This is a genomic window from Prevotella sp. C561, from assembly GCF_000224595.1.
Classification (GTDB): domain Bacteria; phylum Bacteroidota; class Bacteroidia; order Bacteroidales; family Bacteroidaceae; genus Prevotella; species Prevotella jejuni.
Map to the genome: position 1 here is coordinate 179,828 of NZ_JH114139.1, position 17,797 is coordinate 197,624.

Annotated in this window: 14 protein-coding genes; 10 read left to right on the top strand and 4 right to left on the bottom strand. The window is 43.3% G+C overall.

Going from position 1 to position 17,797, the window contains the following annotated elements:
• Window positions 1–383: 383 nt before the first annotated feature.
• On the bottom strand, window positions 384–602 hold the full coding sequence (locus tag HMPREF0666_RS17170) for a hypothetical protein (RefSeq protein ID WP_157600215.1): 219 nt from the start codon (window positions 600–602) through the stop codon (window positions 384–386).
• Window positions 603–1,321: 719 nt separating this feature from the next.
• On the opposite strand from HMPREF0666_RS17170, the gene HMPREF0666_RS00565 reads away from it, so the two are divergent.
• The 3 genes from HMPREF0666_RS00565 to HMPREF0666_RS00575 are packed head-to-tail and all read left to right on the top strand — an operon-like array spanning window position 1,322 to window position 8,016.
• Complete coding sequence (locus HMPREF0666_RS00565; RefSeq protein ID WP_009010319.1) at window positions 1,322–4,618, top strand: TonB-dependent receptor; 3,297 nt, start codon at window positions 1,322–1,324, stop codon at window positions 4,616–4,618.
• A gap of 20 nt (window positions 4,619–4,638) precedes the next feature.
• Window positions 4,639–6,447 (top strand): RagB/SusD family nutrient uptake outer membrane protein, encoded by a 1,809-nt coding sequence (locus HMPREF0666_RS00570; RefSeq protein ID WP_009010320.1) that lies wholly within the window; start codon window positions 4,639–4,641, stop codon window positions 6,445–6,447.
• Between the two features lie 24 nt (window positions 6,448–6,471).
• Complete coding sequence (locus tag HMPREF0666_RS00575; RefSeq protein WP_009010321.1) at window positions 6,472–8,016, top strand: sulfatase; 1,545 nt, start codon at window positions 6,472–6,474, stop codon at window positions 8,014–8,016.
• A 514-nt stretch (window positions 8,017–8,530) separates the two neighbouring features.
• Here HMPREF0666_RS00575 and HMPREF0666_RS00580 read toward each other — a convergent pair.
• Genes HMPREF0666_RS00580 through HMPREF0666_RS00590 form a run of 3 tightly spaced genes read right to left on the bottom strand, consistent with a single transcriptional unit; the run spans window position 8,531 to window position 10,014 of the window.
• A complete protein-coding gene (locus tag HMPREF0666_RS00580) occupies window positions 8,531–8,908 on the bottom strand; it encodes a hypothetical protein (protein ID WP_009010322.1) in 378 nt (125 codons plus the stop codon).
• 20 nt (window positions 8,909–8,928) lie between these two features.
• Window positions 8,929–9,216: a hypothetical protein gene (locus tag HMPREF0666_RS00585; RefSeq protein ID WP_009010323.1), complete on the bottom strand. Its 288-nt coding sequence runs from the start codon at window positions 9,214–9,216 to the stop codon at window positions 8,929–8,931.
• Window positions 9,217–9,270: 54 nt separating this feature from the next.
• On the bottom strand, window positions 9,271–10,014 hold the full coding sequence (locus tag HMPREF0666_RS00590; protein WP_009010324.1) for a hypothetical protein: 744 nt from the start codon (window positions 10,012–10,014) through the stop codon (window positions 9,271–9,273).
• 128 nt (window positions 10,015–10,142) lie between these two features.
• On the opposite strand from HMPREF0666_RS00590, the gene HMPREF0666_RS16260 reads away from it, so the two are divergent.
• From HMPREF0666_RS16260 to HMPREF0666_RS00625, 7 genes are all read left to right on the top strand, one after another.
• The gene (locus HMPREF0666_RS16260; RefSeq protein ID WP_198010527.1) at window positions 10,143–10,532 is read left to right on the top strand and encodes a hypothetical protein; all 390 of its coding nucleotides are present in this window, start codon (window positions 10,143–10,145) and stop codon (window positions 10,530–10,532) included.
• 176 nt (window positions 10,533–10,708) lie between these two features.
• Complete coding sequence (locus HMPREF0666_RS00600) at window positions 10,709–10,903, top strand: helix-turn-helix transcriptional regulator (protein WP_009010325.1); 195 nt, start codon at window positions 10,709–10,711, stop codon at window positions 10,901–10,903.
• Window positions 10,904–10,977: 74 nt separating this feature from the next.
• Window positions 10,978–12,291 (top strand): DNA adenine methylase, encoded by a 1,314-nt coding sequence (locus tag HMPREF0666_RS00605; protein WP_009010326.1) that lies wholly within the window; start codon window positions 10,978–10,980, stop codon window positions 12,289–12,291.
• On the top strand, window positions 12,245–13,150 hold the full coding sequence (locus HMPREF0666_RS00610; protein WP_009010327.1) for a Dam family site-specific DNA-(adenine-N6)-methyltransferase: 906 nt from the start codon (window positions 12,245–12,247) through the stop codon (window positions 13,148–13,150). The genes HMPREF0666_RS00605 and HMPREF0666_RS00610 overlap by 47 nt, the downstream gene beginning before the upstream one ends.
• A gap of 1 nt (window position 13,151) precedes the next feature.
• Window positions 13,152–14,765, top strand: a complete 1,614-nt coding sequence (locus HMPREF0666_RS00615; RefSeq protein WP_009010328.1) for an AlwI family type II restriction endonuclease — start codon at window positions 13,152–13,154, stop codon at window positions 14,763–14,765.
• A gap of 131 nt (window positions 14,766–14,896) precedes the next feature.
• Window positions 14,897–16,132, top strand: a complete 1,236-nt coding sequence (locus tag HMPREF0666_RS00620; protein ID WP_009010329.1) for a replication-associated recombination protein A — start codon at window positions 14,897–14,899, stop codon at window positions 16,130–16,132.
• Between the two features lie 376 nt (window positions 16,133–16,508).
• The gene (locus tag HMPREF0666_RS00625) at window positions 16,509–17,459 is read left to right on the top strand and encodes a D-2-hydroxyacid dehydrogenase (RefSeq protein ID WP_009010330.1); all 951 of its coding nucleotides are present in this window, start codon (window positions 16,509–16,511) and stop codon (window positions 17,457–17,459) included.
• Window positions 17,460–17,797 lie beyond the last annotated feature (338 nt).

Below are 17,797 nucleotides of genomic sequence, written 5' to 3' on the forward strand. Positions count from 1 at the left end.
GTACGATTAACGACTACGAATTCCTCGAATGGCACGAATGCTTTTAACCTTTGAGCATTGAGTTTTGCACATTGAACTTTATGCTCTGTACGATTAACGACTACGAATTCCTCGAATGGCACGAATTATTTTAACCTTTGAGCATTGAGTTTTGCACATTGAACTTTATGCTCTGCACGATTAACGACTACGAATTCCTCGAATGGCACGAATTATTTAGCAAAAAGGGTTCGCGCAATTAGAGAAATTCGTAGTGCTTTGTTGGCAGTTTACGAGTAGACAGGTTGACGAGAGACGAGTTACTTGTAGCGATAAACCATAGTTAACATCGATAATTATGAGTGGTAGTTGACGAGTAGGCAAGTTGACGAGTAGACAAGTTATTAGCATCGATAAGCCATAGCTAACTTCGGTGATAAAGCCACAGCTAACTTCGGTGATAAAGCTACAGCTAACTTCGGTGATAAATAAACGGCTAACTTCGGTAATAAATAAACAGCTAACATCGGTAACAAATAAACAGCTAACCATTCTTCCCCTATCATCTTGTTTTGTAAAGATAATTCATTGCTTGAAAATAAAAGGGCGTTAATACCATTCAAGTTAACGCCCTTTTAGCTCGCAAAAGACGCCCTTTAAGCCCCTTGCTAACGCCCTTTTGAACCCTTCGTAAGCACCTTCTAAACCACACGTCTTCAACTGTCTGATAGAAAAAGACTTACGATGGCTCTGAGACCATGAATTCTTAACCCTGTTTTCCACGTTCTGTAAAACCAAAAAGTAAAATAAATTCGAATACCGACTACGAATTGTGATACTTTGAACTACGAATTTCTCGAATGGCACTAATCCTTGCAAACCTTGACCTTTGAACTACGAATTTCTTGAATGGCACGAATCCTTTTAACCTTTGAGCATTGAGTTTTGCACATTGAACTTTATGCTCTGTACGATTAACGACTACGAATTCCTCGAATGACACTAATTATTTAGCAATAAGAATTCGCACAATTAGAGAAATTCGTAGTGCTTTATTGGTAGTTGACGAGTAGACAGGTTAACGAGTAGACAAGTTATTTACAGTAATAAACCACAGTTAATATCAGTAATCAGAAGTGGTAGTTGACGAGTTGACAGGTTAACGAGTAGACAAGTTAATTGTAGTAATAAACTATGGTTAACATCGGTAATCATAATTCTGATTGATAGTTTATGAATTCTGAGTCAATAAAGGATTGTGGATTATGAATTAGCAAGTATTCTTTTTGCATGCCATAAAAAAGTGTTATATTTGCAACTGTAAACCTAAATCAATGTAATTATGTCTAAATCTACTACTGTCTTCCTGGGTATAAGGAAGCATCCCCCATTCGCAGTGGGAGGGGTGGCACTCTCTTTGTGTCTGAGTTTATTTGCCGCTACCCCAGCAGTTAGTTCTACACGTACGAGTGTAAAAACATTTGAGAGTACACAGCAACAAAAGCAGGCTATCAAGGGTGTTGTGAAGGATACCCATGGTGAACCCGTTATCGGTGCCTCTGTGATGGTTAATGGAGTCGCCATGGCTGTTACGGATGTTGATGGCAACTTCTCGCTTTCAGCAGCACCGGGTGCTGTGCTACAAGTAAGTTATGTGGGCTTTAAGCCTCAGTCTGTAACCGTCAAAGCGGGTATGACCAATTACACTGTTAGTCTGCAAGATGACAACCAAGCATTGAACGAAGTGGTTGTCGTAGGTTATGGTGTACAAAAGAAGGTAAACCTCACGGGTTCTGTATCATCTGTTAAGGGCGATGCACTTGAGATGCGCCCAGTGACAGATGCGTCGCAGAGTCTTCAGGGTTTGGTACCGGGTTTGATGGTATCAAATGGTAGCTCTGGTCGTCCGGGTGCCACGGCAGCCTTGTCATTGCGTGGTCAGGGCAACCTCTCCGGTACTGGTCATCCTTACGTCTTGGTAGATGGAATCGAGATGAGTCTTGCCGATGTCAATCCAAATGATATCGAGTCAATCTCCGTATTGAAAGATGCATCCGCTTGTTCTATCTATGGTGCGCGTGCTGCCTACGGTGTTATCTTGGTTACGACCAAGCGAGGAGAGGAAGGCAAGATGCACGTAAACTATCAAGGAAGCATGGGTTGGAACCGTCCGACGGTCTTACCTGAGATGGCAAATGCCGTAGAGTTTGCGAAGATGTGGAATGCTGGTGTTACGAATGCCAACTCCTCTCGTCTCTACAGCGACGAAAAGATTAAGCTGTTAGAGCAGTATATGAACGACCCATCAAGTGTGAATCCATGGCAAGAACTCCCTGCCAACTCCTTGATGAACCCAGCCTTTGAGAACACAGAGAAGGGTATTGGAAACGTTGACTACTTCAAGTTACATTATAAAGACTATGCCTTCAAGCAGCAGCACAACGTAAGTCTGAGCGGTGGCGGTAAGCAGGCACAGTATTATGTATCAGGAGGTTACTTCAAGGAAGACGGTATTCTGCGTTATGCCAAGATGAACTTTGAGCGTATGAACCTCGCTTCCAACCTCACCTCTCGTCTCACCTCATGGATGAAGATGAAGCTTAATTTGAAGTATGTTCATTCTGTCGACAACACTCCTTTTGGTGCAGGCGGACTGAGTGAAGGCTTCTATCACTCCTTAGCACGTTTCCGTCCGACGATTTCTGTTGTCGATCCTAACGGTCATTTCACGGAGTTGTCAATGATTCCTTACCTACAGAGTGGCACCTTCACCCGTACAAAACGCAATCATTACGACATCACATTAGGCTTCGAACTTAATCCAGTAAAGGGATTGATTATCAATGCCGATTACACCAATAAGTTTATCTCAACCTCATATGAGGCTTTGAATGTTGCGCCAGACATCTATGCAGCCGATGGTGTAACCACTTCAAAGGGTGTGCGAGGAGAGTTGGATGCAAGTCCTGATGGCAAGTATCAGCGTTCAAACTATAACATTCACTATCAGAATATCAGCCTTTATGGTAACTACTCATTGACCCTTGCCGAGGATCATAACATCGTTTTGATGGCTGGTTATCAAGAAGAAAACAACAAGGTAGACTATCTGAAGAACGGTATCTCTGGTCTTTACTCAATGCACAATCCAAATACGGCAATGGGAACAGGCGACAAGCAGCCAGACGATATCCGCAACGGATGGGCAACACGTGGCTTCTTCGGACGTATCAACTACGACTATCAGGGTCGTTACCTGCTCGAAGTAAACGGCCGTTATGACGGTTCTTCACGCTTTGCACGCGACCATCGTTGGGGCTTCTTCCCATCTGTATCTCTCGGTTGGAACATTAGTCGTGAGAAGTTTATGGAGCCACTCAGCCAGAAAGTATCGCAGTTGAAGTTGCGCATGTCATACGGTAAGCTCGGTAATCAGGCAGGTGCAGCGCTCTACACCTTCGCATCAACCATGAACCTCAGTGGTGGATTGGGAAGCTATATCTTTGCAGATGGTCGTCATGCTTACCTCCTTGCGCCAGGCGTTGTAAACCCTGCAACAACATGGGAGAAGGTGAGCAGTAAGAATATCGGTTTAGACTTCGGTTTTATGAACAATGCCCTTACGGGTAGTCTTGACGTCTACGAGCGTAAGACAAAGGATATGTTAGGACCTGGTGTCGACTTCCCTGACTTCTTCGGTGCTAATGCCCCACAAACCAATAATGCGTCTTTGCGCGACCGTGGTTGGGAGCTAACGCTGAATTATCGTGGTAAGATTGGTAAGGACATCGACTATAGTATCGGTGGTTCTTTGGCTGACTATACCTCTATCGTAACAGACTATACTAACCCAACGGGTACGGCACCAGCCAGCAACTGGTATAAGGGCAGACGCGTAGGAGAGATATGGGGCTATCGTACAGACGGCTTGTTGCAGACACAGGAGCAGGCTGATGCTTACAATGCATCGCATAACAACACCTTCTTCTCAACCTTGAAGTGGACACCGGGTGACGTTGCTTATCGCGATCTTAACAACGACGGCTATGTGAACAATGGTAAGAATAAACTCGATGATATGGGCGATATGACCATTATCGGTAACACCTCTCCACGCTATCAATACACAATCAATGGTATGGTTAGCTGGAAGGGACTTAGCCTTAGCTTCATGTTCCAAGGCGTAGGCAAGCGTGATTGGGACCCAACCAACAGCGTTTACTTCTGGGGAACAGGTCCTTACGCACAGGTAACGCTCTTCAAAGACCATCTTGACTATTGGTCAGAGAGCAATCCTAATGCCTACTATCCAAAGCCTTATATCAATTCAGCAGGTGGCGTTCGTCCATACGCAGCGAAGACAAAGAGCCAGCCTACTGACCAATACTTGCAGAGTGCGGCTTACTGTCGTTTGAAGAACTTGACCTTGAGTTACATCCTCCCACAGGCTTGGACACAGAAGATGAAGCTCCAGCAGGTGAAGGTGTTCTTCTCTGGTGAGAACCTCCTTACCTTCACAAAGCTAAAGAAGATGCTCGACCCAGAGGTTATCTTCACTGCCAATGGCTACACAGGCGAAGGCGGTAAGAACTATCCAATGAACAAGGTCATCTCGTTTGGACTTATGGTTAATCTCTAATCCTTTAAAAGAATATAACTATGAAACTTAAATATATATGTTTAGCACTCTTGAGTGCAACAACACTTACAAGTTGCTTCGACTTGGACAAGTCTCCTGAAGGAGTGCTTTCAACGGTCAACCCTTTCACTTCCTTGGGTGAGATGAACAGCTATCTCGACCAGTTCTATCAGACAGGTGTGAAGGGACAAGACTTTAACTCATGGGGTAGTGGTGGTATTGCTGGTATCGATATGAACAGCGATAACATGGCAAGTGGCTCTGTTAACACACGCCTCAATGGTGGTTTGACCCTCGCTAATGCGGGTAAACTCGGTCATTACTATAATATTCGCAACGTCAACTTCTTCTTGAATAACCTCAATTTCAAGGATAAGAACTCCTCTGCCTACAAGCAATGCGTGGGCGAAGCTTATTATTTCCGTGCTTGGTTCTACTTCCAGTTGTTCAAAAACTATGGTAAAATCGCTTGGGTGAATCGCCCTCTCGAACCACAGGAGGAGGAGATGAACCAGCCACAACAGGAACGAACCGTGATTGCTGATAGTATTCTTGCCGACCTCGATAAGGCTATTGCCAACCTTAACTTGCAGAACAGCAGTGCTACAATGCGTATCCACAAGGACGTGGCACGTGCTTTCAAGAGCGAGGTGGCACTCTATGAGGCTACATGGGAGAAGTATCATAAGGCAAAGAACGATGCTTTCTACGACCCAACTGTTACCGATGCGAAGATTAAGTCTTACTTAGATCAGTGTGTTGAGGCTTGTAAGGACGTTGTTGACAGAGGTGTCTGGAGAATCTATACGACTGGTAATCCATTGAACGACTACCGCGTTATCTTCCAGACAGAGGACCTTAGCGCCAACCCTGAGGTGTTATGGTTTAAGCGATATGACGGCGTGAATGTTGGTAACAGCGTTGATCGCTACCTCAATCAGGGTGGTGGTAGTAGCGGTGTTACGGCATCATTGGTTGACGACTACCTCACCATCGACGGTAAACCCTTTGTTGGACCAGCCGTGTTGACTGCAAAGGCAACCTTTGGCGACGAGTTAAAGCCAACTGTTCGCGACCCACGTCTGTGCCAGACGGTGTGCATGCCGGGTCAGATTCTGCGTCCAGACCAAGGCGGTTACGTTGTTCCACCACTCAATGGGTCGGGCTATAACAAGAATGAAACAGGCTATTCAATGCTCAAGCACGTACAGATTGACTATAAGGGAAGCCTTGATCAGGAAGGTAAAGGCAGCACACCAGCCATTCAGTATCGCTATGCCGACATCCTCTTAAACTATGCTGAGGCTTTGGCAGAGCTCGATGGTGCCGCTAACGCAAGTCAGATTATTACTATCTTGAAGCCTTTGCGCGACCGAGTTGGTATGCCAGCAGTCGACTTCGACAGAGAGTATAACACCGAGGCAGACTATCCTTTCCACCAACTCAATAAGTATTTACAGGCAGTTCGCCGTGAACGTCGTATTGAGCAGGCTTGTGAAGGCCGTCGATTGGATGATATCTTCCGTTGGGCAGCAGCCGATGAGCTGATCGTTGGCAAGCGTGCACACGGTGTTTTATTCGTGGGTAGCAACCTCGAACATCATGCAAAGTATGGCACAAGCCTCGTTTATGACAAGCCAAAAGGCAATAATCTCTACCTCTCTGGCAAGCCGGGCGACGCACAACGTTACGTATTGCCTGTGAATCCATCAGGCTATGAGACCGGTTGGAAGTTTAATCCAAAGCGTGATTACCTCCTTCCGTTCGAAACGCGTATGCTCACACTGACCAACAATCTGTGGAAGCAGAACCCTGGATGGGATAAATAATTGCGATAAACCAATTTATTATATATGCAAAATAAAGTTTTATACGGCTTGACAGGAGCGATTGCAATGAGTGCATTCGTTCCTGCCCAAGCGCAGAAGAAACCGATGAACATCGTCTTCATCATGAGCGATGACCATTCGTACCAGACAATCAGCGCTTACGACAAGCGTTTTATCAGTACACCTAACATCGACTGGTTGGCTGACAATGGTGTGAAGTTCCAAGAGAGCTTTGTTGCCAACTCCCTCAGTGGTCCGTCACGTGCATGTATGCTGACCGGTAAGCATAGCCATGCTAATGGCTTCACGGACAATTCTAAGACCTTTGATGGCGGTCAGCAGACCTTCCCTAAGTTGCTCCAGAAGCAGGGCTATCAGACGGCAATGATTGGTAAGTGGCACCTCACCTCACTGCCAACAGGCTTCAACTACTGGGATATCCTTATCGGACAGGGCGACTACTATAACCCTGACTTCCTCAGCAATGGTAAGAAGATACGCCGTCCGGGCTATGTGACGAACATCATTGCCGACATGGCGATTGACTGGATGGAGAACAAACGCGACAAGAACAAGCCTTTCTGTCTGTTGATGCACAACAAGGCGCCTCACCGTGTGTGGAATCCTGATACCTGCGACCTCCGCCTCTATGACGATGTGACCTATCCGTTGCCTAAGACTTTCTATGATGACTATGCTGGTCGTTTAGCTGCACAGAAGCAGGAGATGAGTATCATTAAGGACATGGACCTCGTCTATGACAATAAGATGGCAGATAAGGAGAACGAGATTCACACCACTACTGGTCTTGAACAGTGGGGACGTGGCAACTACAAACGTATGACACCTTCGCAGCGGGCGCAGTGGGATAGCTACTATGACCCAATCATCAAGAAGTTTAAAGAAGACAAACTCTCTGGTAAGGCTCTCGCTGAATGGAAGTATCAACGTTATATGCACGACTATATGCGTGTGATTCACTCTGTCGATCGCAACGTCGGTCGTGTCATCGAGTATCTGCGCCAGCATGGTCTTCTTGACAACACAATGATTGTCTATACTTCTGATCAAGGTTTCTACATGGGCGAACATGGATGGTTCGACAAGCGTTTCATGTATGAAGAATCATTCCGCACACCATTGTTGGTTTACTATCCGGGCGGTAAGCATGGGGTTGTCAAAGAGATGGTACAGAATATCGACTATGCCCCAACCTTCCTCGATGTAGCTGGTGCAAAGGTGCCTTCTGACATTCAGGGCCGTTCTTTCCTCCCACTCCTTGAGGGTAAGAAGCCTGCCAACTGGCGTCAGTCGCTTTACTATCACTACTACGAATACCCTGCCGAGCACTCTGTTTGCCGTCACTATGGTATTCGTACGAAGCGTTATTCGCTCATGCACTTCTACAATGATATCAATGCTTGGGAACTTTACGACCTAAAGAAAGACCCTGACCAAATGCATAATATCTATGGTAAACCAGGTACGGAGAAGCTCACAAAGAACCTTAAGAAACAACTCCTTCAGCTGCAGGTGCAGTATGATGATCCAATACGCTTAAAACTTTGAACTTTGAGGTTTGAACTTTTTTACCTTTGAACTTTGAGGTTTGAACTTTGAACTTTGTGATATGTATCATTAATGACTACGAATTACGCGAATTGCGCGAATCCATAGTATTCTTTGAACTTTGAGGTTTGAACTTTGAACTTTATGATTTGAACTACGAATTGCGCGAATTGTGCGAATCCTTGCAAACCTCAAGGTTCAAAGGTAAAAGGTACATATCATAAAGTTCAAAGTTCAAAGTTTAAAGTTCGAATTTATTTTACATTTAGGGTCAGGAAAAGGTGAGGAATAGAGTCGAGAATCAGCTTTTTTATTACCTTTGTAAGTATCTTGTTATCAGTTGTTTGTAAAGTTGCAGTTTTGAAGGTGCTTACTAAGGTCCGAGAAGGGCGTTATTAAGGTTCTTAAAGGGCATCTTTAGCAAGCCAAAAGGGCGTTAATTCGAATGGAATTAACGCCCTTTTGATTTTTAGGTTATGAAATTATCTAACAAAAGAAGAGGTGTCAGTACACCTTATTGAACCTTTGTGAGTTCATAAATCAGATAACGTTCTGTGAGTGGAATTCTTCCGTATTCCAAGGTCTCATGATATAGCATTGTGTAGGCATTGAAAGGACGAAGATAAATCTTAACCTTACTTGTTTTTACATTATAATATCCGTAGCCGTTAAAATAAGTTCTAAGATACCATACGCTTGGTTTGTTGTGACTGCGGTCTAAGAAGTCAGCTTTCCCTCTTGATACTTCAAACCGATATACGCAACTGTCTTGTTGGTTACGACTGGTGAAACGAATTCCATCAAGTTCTATATTAGCCTCTTCGTCTCGTTTAGTAAATATCTCTGGTAGTGTATCGTTTATCCCAGTTTTTTCAATATTGTGTAGCTGCACATACGTGTCGCGTGACAGGGTTAAATAGCCATAGTTATATTTTTTTTGTATATGATTAGAGAGTCGAGGTCAAGCCTTGAATTGGAATAATAATTCTTCTTGGTTGAAGGGTCGTAAACATGCACATTACCTTTATACGTACCGGGTAAAGAATTCTGTATTTTAAGTGCTTCTTCACTACTGATAGGTGCAAAAGTAGAGGTGTTGTCTGTTGTGTTTTCATCATCTTTCGTACATGAAACGGCAAAGCTGCCTATCAACAGTAGGAAAAGAGTGACGAGTAGGTTGTATTGATTCTTGTTATTCATAATCTATTCTTTATTCGTAGTTTATTCTTTTCGTAAAAGGGAAGTCAGTTTATCCTATGCCGTCTTCTTTAATTTGCATATAAAATAAACGTCGTTGAATTCGGCTTTTATTTTATTGTTTTGAACCATACTGTCATAAAACAAGGCACCCACAGGCTTTATGTAAACCGTCAATTCTTTCGTTGTATTGTTGATAGTTCCACAGACATTAAAATACAACTCAGTCAAGTCATAACGATTCTGGTGGTGACCGGTTATATATGGATAGAAATGATATGGGTCATACAATTGGAATGCCACTTCTGAAGGATTCTTCTTGTTTCTTCCTATGAGTCTTGTGCGATAATCATGTATCTTTTCATCCTTCCACCAAGTTTTATTTTTGATTATTTTGTATAGTAAGTCATAAGCATATTGGTCCTTCTTTAAAGCATATAATGTAAAAGGAAGGGGAACAGGACTCAGGTTAAACTGATCTAAGTATAATACGAATTTGGCACTTACATGATTATCAAAATTAGAAGGAATTACCTGTTTGGTTTTAGGATCATAAACGGTTAGCGTACCCTCGTAGGTGCCCACTGCCTTTACAAAGATATCGTCAGCATCTTCTCCTTGAATAGGAATTGAATAATTAATATTAGGTTGCAGGATATCAGCTGTGAAATCATAATATTCGATAGGAACAAATGGCATGTGGTCGTTTGCGCTTTCTTCATCTTTTGAACATGAAGCAAACAAAAGTGGAAGGACTAAACATGCGACCGCAATAAATAACTTTGATTTGGGAAGTTTCATTGTAAAAAGTCATTTGGTTTTATGTGTACAAAGGTACAGAAACCTTTTCTTCTCTACTAAGAATTGCAGATTTGTTAACCTGCTTTGCTCTTTATTAAACCCAAATCGTTCATTAGAGCCTAAACCTGTTGTGTTTTATTATTGAGCAGATTGGCTGTCTTTGCAACGCAGGCGTAGCGAGCTACATCAAGTTCGAGTACAAGACACCTGTGCTTATCGACGACTTCTGTTCCTACTACCAGAGCCACGAGAACAAAACAGTCATCTATCTCCTCATCAACCAAGGCTTTGCGGACAAGCAGTGCCTCATGCCATTCTTCAACCGCTCCAACAACCCTGACCTTATCCTTGTCATCCCATTGGCAGGAGTCTGCCGAGGGCGTAACGTCTTCCGCAAGGACAAGTCTGCGAGAAACTCGCTGAGAGCGAAGAAGACCTCCTCGAATACCGCACCGACGGCTCCGACGCTTTCGACACCCTCTATATCGGTTGCGAGAAATTCCCTATACATGATATAGTGAGTGTAACTGTAAGTGGAGTGATGTTGTCTAAAATCCCCCACAAACGGCAATAAACTTACCCTTCTTGTCGTTTTTCTTATTCTAATTGTGCTATGTTCACTAAATAGTTCCCGTAATTCTTCTCATTTACAAAGAAAAGAATTATCTTTGCTTTAAAAGTAAATCTTTTAACAATGAATTTAAATCTAAATAGAATAAAAGTTGTTCTAACTGAACATAACAAAACAGGCAAATGGCTATCTGAAGAACTGGGGGTAAATCCTGCTACTGTTTCTAAATGGTGCACCAACACTACCCAGCCAGACTTGTATACATTAAAGAAAGTGGCGGAGTTGTTACAATTAGATATAAAGGAGCTGATAAGATAATACTGTTAGGGCAATGAAGAAATCAAACATAAGTCTCAAACTCATAGAATTAAGAAAGACTAAAAAAACTTTCCTTGAAATCTGTATGTAAGGAGACTGGAATATCTGTAGATGTACTTAAAGATATTGAGGCCAGTAAAGTCATTCCTTCGTGGGAACAAGTAAGAGAACTTGCTACTATCTACGGTTTTAGCGACGAATATCTTATCTGTCTGCAGATTAGTGATGAAGCTGTCAAGATAGACATGAATGATGTAGACACACCATGTATAGTGGCAGAGGCACCTACTCAATATGGTCAACTTAGTTTGTTCGATTATAGAGACTCGTCGTTATACAAGCCATTTGGCTTAGAAAGTCGTAGATACATCGGAAACAAGACAAAGTTAACTGACTGGATAATGTACGTTATCCATACAGAAGTTCCAGATGCCAAAACTTTTTGCGACATCTTTGCTGGAACAGGCTCTGTTGCAAACCAAGCCTTGAACACATATAACAAGGTTATCGTAAACGATTTCCTTATCTCGAACAACACCATTTATAAAGGATTTTTCGGGAAAGGAGAATGGGATAAGCAAAAGTTGTTTGACATTCTGGATTACTACAATTCAATTGACCCTGATTCGATAAGCGACAACTGGTTTTCTGCAAACTATGGTGATAAATACTTTGCCATGAAAGTAGCCAAACTTATTGGTTTTATCAGGCAGGATATTGAGAATAAGAAAAGCGAACTCACCGAGAAGGAGTATTGCATTTTATTGGCATCTCTAATTTATAGCATTGACAGACTTGCAAACACAGTAGGTCATTTTGATGCTTATATTAAGAAAAAAATAAACTATCAGCCACTGAAGATGAGACTGATACAAGCAAAAAGTTGCTCTAATATAGAGATACATAAAGAGGATGCTAATCAATTAGCAAAGACTGTCTCAGCTGATGTCGTGTATATGGATCCACCATATAACTCACGTCAGTATAGCAGATTTTACCATGTGTATGAAACTTTGGTTAAATGGGATGAACCAGAACTCTTCGGAGTGGCATTAAAGCCTGCTCCCGACAACATGAGTGCATATTGTACGTCCAAAGCATATAGCTATTTCGAAGATATGGTTATGTCATTAGATGCGAAATACTTGGTAGTCTCATATAACAATACATATAACTCAAAAAGTAATTCCTCTGAGAATAAAATTCGACTGAGCCAAATAAAGTATCTGCTTGATTGTTGCGGAACAACAACCGTATATGAACACAAGCACCAAGCATTCAATGCTGGCAAGACTGAGTTTGAAGACCATAAGGAATTTTTGTTCGTTACTAAAGTGGACAATGAAAAAAGAAGTAAATCGTTCTCCTCTCTTCTACGTTGGAGATAAATATAAGTTGATAAGTGAAATAAAAACATATTTCCCTCAATCCATAAATAGGTTTATAGAGCCGTTTGTGGGTGGTGGGTCTGTGTTTCTTAATATTGATGCAGAAGAATTCCTGTTGAACGATATTGATACCAATGTTATTGATATACATAAGTTCCTTTGCAGTTATAGCAAGAAACCTAATGTGTTCTTTGAAAAACTCTTTACGTTGATTCAGAGTTATGGATTGTCATGCTCATACAAGGAAGATGTCATCCCCGTATCATTGAAAAAAGAATTCGTTAAAACATACTTTGCAAAGTATAACAAAGACAAATATATGCAATTGCGTTCAGACTATAACAATTCTGACCGTACAGATATGTTGAAGCTATATGTTCTTCTTATATATGGTTTTAACCACATGATAAGGTTTAATGGCAAGAACGATTTTAATCTCCCAGTTGGTAATGTTGACTTTAACCAGAACGCATATAATGCTTTGGTGAGATACTTTTCACTAACACAGGCAAAGAAGCCAAAGTGGAAGAGTATGGATTTCCGTAGATTTCTTTCTCGCATAACTTGGCGAGAGGGAGATTTCGTATATCTTGACCCACCTTATCTAATAACCTTTAGTGAGTATAATAAATTGTGGGACGAAGATACAGAGCAAAGTTTACTTGCTTTACTTGATGAAATGTCAGGTAAAGGTATTAAATTCGCAATATCTAATGTAACACACTATAAAGGACGTACAAATGAGTTGTTTCTCGAATGGGCTAAGAATTATAATACGCACTCAATAAAAAGTAATTATATTAGTTTCCACGATAACACTATTAAGTCTTTTAATGAAGTATTAATAACAAATTACTGATATGCCAAGACAGTCTGAATACAAACCGCTCCTTTACACAACAACCGTACGCAACCCCGAACGGTATAAGGACTTTATACATCTGTTGAAAAAGTTTGATGGTCAAATTCTGACCGCTGATATTGTTGAACAATTTGAAAGAGAAGCTTTCAAATGTGGACTTTATCGTCCTGTAAAACGTATTCCCGAATCTGCAAAGCAGAAATGGGGTAATACGTCACCAGGATATTTTGGTGAATACGCTCTTACCGATGAAGAAACCAAAGCCATTTTTGATGGTAATGATCCTCGTATTCACAGAGATATCGCAGGTCATAAAGAAGCTGGATTCGAAAGAGGTTGGGAAAGCCGATTTGAAACGCAGTTCAAGTTACTGAAAGTTCTTGGATTCGTCTATTATAACATGGGCGAACGTATTGAATTCTCAGAGACTGGTAATTTCCTTGCAGATACAGTTTCCATTACATACGATGACAACGGCACAGTTAATCGTGAAATTGTCAAACCTCAGAATGAGCAAATCGCCTTTATGCAGGCTTTTGCTAAACAGCAACGCTGTAATCCATTCATTAGAGAGCTCAACGACAACATTCCACTTATCTTATTGCTGCAAGTTATTCGTCTGTTGAATAGTGACCCTCAGTATAATAATTGCGGTATTTCATACAAAGAGATACCATTGCTCCTCTTTTGGAAGAATAACGATGCTAATGCTTTGTATCAAAGAATTAAACAACTGCGAAAAGAGTATGGATATTCTCCATCGCCAGAGGTTATCAATGATATTTGTGTTAATGAAATTCTTGGTGGATTTAAAGCGTTTAAGCAAAAGTCCGTTGTGTCTGAATACCCTGACGACTTTGTTCGCAAAATGCGAATGACAGGTCTTATCTCATTTCGTGGAGGTGGTAGATTCATCGACATCAACCACAATGAAGATGAAAAGATAGATTATATCATCTCGACATATTCTCATTATCAGAAATACGAGGAAGAAAGAAGCTATTTTGATTATATGGCTTCTGTTGACAAGGAATTATTGAACATTGAGGGTGTTGTTGTTTCAAAGAACGAAGCAGCAATCAAACTCACAGAGTGGACGCGTGTATATAACTGGGATACAATAAAGGTAGAATTAGACCATCTCGCTAAGCGCACCTCGTCTAAGGATGACACTTTGAAGTTTATTGATGCTCCATCGCGTCTTGAGTTCCTTACTGCCCTTGCCATCAAAACTCAGCTACCACATGTAGAAGTTATTCCAAACTTCCCGATTGATGACACAGGACTTCCAACATCGACGGCGGGAGGAGGTATTGGCGATATTGAATGCGTAGAAGCTTCTAACGCAATCCTTGTGGAAGTAACTATGGCACAAGGACGGACACAAACCATGATGGAGGTATGGCCTATTGAACGACACTTGATTGAATTCAAGGAAAAATACGAAGTACCGTCTCAGTGTGTGTTTGTCGCTCCCTCAATATTCAATGATACGGTAAGACAAATAGAGTTCGTTAAGTTTACAAACAACCTCATAATCCGTCCATACAAGATTGATGATTTCGTGGGGTATTTGGAGACCTCTCGCACACTTTATAAAAAGACAGTATAATTAAATTCCATACGGCATTATACAAATAGAACGGTTAAAAGATATAATCCAGTCAGCCAATATGAATTTCATTCTTTGTTATTAGAGATAAATTCAGTACTTTTGTAACAATAATAAAAAGAGGAAGAGATATGGAACCATTGGCAGAACGATTGCGACCACGCACGCTCGACGATTATATCGGACAGGAACACCTCGTTGGTGAGGGGGCTGTGCTCCGACGTATGATTGACTCGGGGCGCATTGCGTCGTTTATCCTTTGGGGACCACCGGGCGTGGGTAAGACTACGTTGGCACAGATTATCGCTAATCGCTTGGAAACACCGTTCTATACGCTTTCTGCCGTGACGAGTGGTGTGAAGGATGTGCGCGATGTCATCGAAAGAGCACAGAGCGGTCGTTTCTTCAATTCGGCCTCGCCAATCCTCTTTATCGATGAGATTCATCGCTTCTCAAAGTCGCAGCAAGACTCGCTGTTAGGGGCGGTGGAGAAGGGAACAGTCACCCTGATTGGTGCCACAACAGAGAACCCTTCCTTCGAGGTGATACGTCCGTTGCTCTCTCGTTGCCAACTCTATGTGTTGAAATCATTAGAGAAGGCCGACCTGCTGAAGCTCTTACACAGGGCAGTGACAGAGGATGTCGAACTGAAGAAACGGCATATCGAGTTACGGGAGACGGATGCCATCCTGCGTTATAGCGGTGGTGACGCACGTAAGTTACTGAATATTCTCGACTTAATCGTGGCTGCCGAGACTGGCGATGACATTGTTGTGACGGATAAGATAGTGGAGGAGCGACTGCAAGAGAACCCCTTAGCCTACGATAAGGGCGGTGAGATGCACTATGATATCGTGTCGGCTTTCATCAAGTCGATACGTGGCTCCGACCCCGATGCGGCCCTTTATTGGATGGCTCGTATGATAGAAGGAGGCGAAGACCCTAAGTTTATTGCGCGACGTGTCGTTATCAGTGCGGCTGAAGACATCGGACTGGCTAATCCGAATGCGCTTCTTTTGGCCAATGCGGCCTTTGATGCTGTGACGAAGATTGGTTGGCCCGAAGGGAGAATACCCCTGGCAGAGGCGGTGGTCTACCTCGCTCGTTCGAAGAAGGACAACTCTGCTTATAAAGCCATCAATCGAGCGATAGAGTTGGTGCGCCAGACTGGTAATCTGCCTGTGCCTCTCCATCTGCGTAATGCGCCTACTCAGCTGATGAAGGACTTGGGTTATGGCGATGGATATAAGTATCCTCACGACTACGAAGGACATTATGTCAAACAGCAGTATATGCCGGATGAGTTGGTAACCGACTCCACACAGGGACCCCTCCCTAACCCTCCCCGAAAGGGAGGGGACGCCTAACGGGGTGTGACCTCCCCCAACCCCTCCGAGAGAGGGGGGCGCCTAACGGAGTGTTATCTGCCTATGTTTCCCCTTATGATAGTAATAATATGTAGCGAAAGCTCACTAAATTGTACCCCAAACCCAACCAAATTGTGCCTCAAACCCTACCAAGCTGTACCCCGTTAGGCACTCCCCTCCCTTTTGGGGAGGGGTTGGGGAGAGGTCCTAACACCCAATAAACATGAAAATAGTAATTAAGTTGTAAACCAAACCCAACCAAATTCTACCTCAAACCCAACCAAACTGTACCCCGTTAGGCACTCCCCTCCTTCGGAGGGGTTGGGGGAGGTCCCCATTGGGGAGGGGTTGGGGGAGAGGTCCTAACACCTAAAGTATGAAAATAGTAATCCTCGACTGCCATGCAGTCAACCCTGGCGACTTGTCATGGGAACCAATCAAAGAGATAGCAGACTGCGTTGTTTATGAACGAACAAAGCAGGATGAAGTAGTTGAACGAGCTAAGGATGCCGACGGAATCCTTATTAATAAGGTGAATATCACACGTGAGCTGCTCGACCAACTGCCCCGATTGAAGTATATCGGAGAGCTTGCAACGGGTTATAACAACATCGATGTTGAGGCCGCTCACGAGCGTGGCATCGTCGTTTGTAACATCCCTGCGTATAGCACGGACAGCGTGGCACAACACGTCTTTGCCCTCCTCTTCAACGCAACTACGCATGTCGACCACTACGCCGAGGCTGTGCGTCGAGGCGAGTGGAGCAAGCAGAAGGATTTTTGTTACTGGGATACGCCCCTCATCGAACTCTCTGGTAAGACCTTAGGTATCGTTGGCTTGGGCCATATTGGGCAGAAGGTGGCCAGGATAGCACATGCGTTAGGGATGGACATCTCGGCTTATACGAGTAAGAACAGTAGTGACCTTCCTGAGTGTATCCGCAAGACAACCCTCGAAGGACTGCTTAGTACGTCGGATGTCATCACCCTTCATTGTCCGTTGACAGCTGCCAACACACGTATGATTAATGCCGAAACGCTTAAGAAGGTGCGCCGAGGTGCAATCTTGATCAACACTGGCCGTGGTGGACTCATCGACGAACAAGCTGTTGCCGATGCCCTAGCGAGTGGACAACTCAGTGCTTACTGTGCCGACGTGATGACCGATGAGCCACCACACAACGACAATCCGCTCTTCAATCAGCCGAACGCTTATATCACTCCTCATATCGCTTGGGCTACACGTGAAGCACGCGAACGCCTCATGAACATCTGTGTTGAGAATATAAGGAAGTTCATTGAAGGAGAACCACAGAATAGGGTTTGATGGGTGATGGGTGTTGAATGTTAGGTGTTGATGGCTTGCGATGCAGCTTTCCGCAGTCTGACATATACGCCCCAAATACCCTGCTGTTAGGGTGATGGGTGTTAAATGTTGGGTGTTGATGGCTTGCGATGCAGCTTTCCGCCGTCTGGCATGTACACCCCAAATACCCTGCTGTTAGGGTGATGGGTGTTAAGTGTTGGGTGTTGATGGCTTGCGATGCTGCTTTCCGTAGTCTGACATATACGCCCCAAATACCCAGCTGTTAGGGTGTTGGGTGTTAAATGTTAGGTGTTGATGGCTTGCGTTGCACCTTTCCGCTGACAGGCTTGTACACCCCA

What these genes read in the sequence shown, in the direction of transcription:
- HMPREF0666_RS00565 (WP_009010319.1), top strand. Translation starts at nt 1,322, where the DNA reads ATGTCTAAATCTACTACTGTCTTCCTGGGTATAAGGAAGCATCCCCCA.
- HMPREF0666_RS00570 (WP_009010320.1), top strand. Translation starts at nt 4,639, where the DNA reads ATGAAACTTAAATATATATGTTTAGCACTCTTGAGTGCAACAACACTT.
- HMPREF0666_RS00575 (WP_009010321.1), top strand. Translation starts at nt 6,472, where the DNA reads ATGCAAAATAAAGTTTTATACGGCTTGACAGGAGCGATTGCAATGAGT.
- HMPREF0666_RS00585 (WP_009010323.1), bottom strand. Translation starts at nt 9,216, where the DNA reads ATGAATAACAAGAATCAATACAACCTACTCGTCACTCTTTTCCTACTG.
- HMPREF0666_RS00590 (WP_009010324.1), bottom strand. Translation starts at nt 10,014, where the DNA reads ATGAAACTTCCCAAATCAAAGTTATTTATTGCGGTCGCATGTTTAGTC.
- HMPREF0666_RS00600 (WP_009010325.1), top strand. Translation starts at nt 10,709, where the DNA reads ATGAATTTAAATCTAAATAGAATAAAAGTTGTTCTAACTGAACATAAC.
- HMPREF0666_RS00610 (WP_009010327.1), top strand. Translation starts at nt 12,245, where the DNA reads ATGAAAAAAGAAGTAAATCGTTCTCCTCTCTTCTACGTTGGAGATAAA.
- HMPREF0666_RS00615 (WP_009010328.1), top strand. Translation starts at nt 13,152, where the DNA reads ATGCCAAGACAGTCTGAATACAAACCGCTCCTTTACACAACAACCGTA.
- HMPREF0666_RS00620 (WP_009010329.1), top strand. Translation starts at nt 14,897, where the DNA reads ATGGAACCATTGGCAGAACGATTGCGACCACGCACGCTCGACGATTAT.
- HMPREF0666_RS00625 (WP_009010330.1), top strand. Translation starts at nt 16,509, where the DNA reads ATGAAAATAGTAATCCTCGACTGCCATGCAGTCAACCCTGGCGACTTG.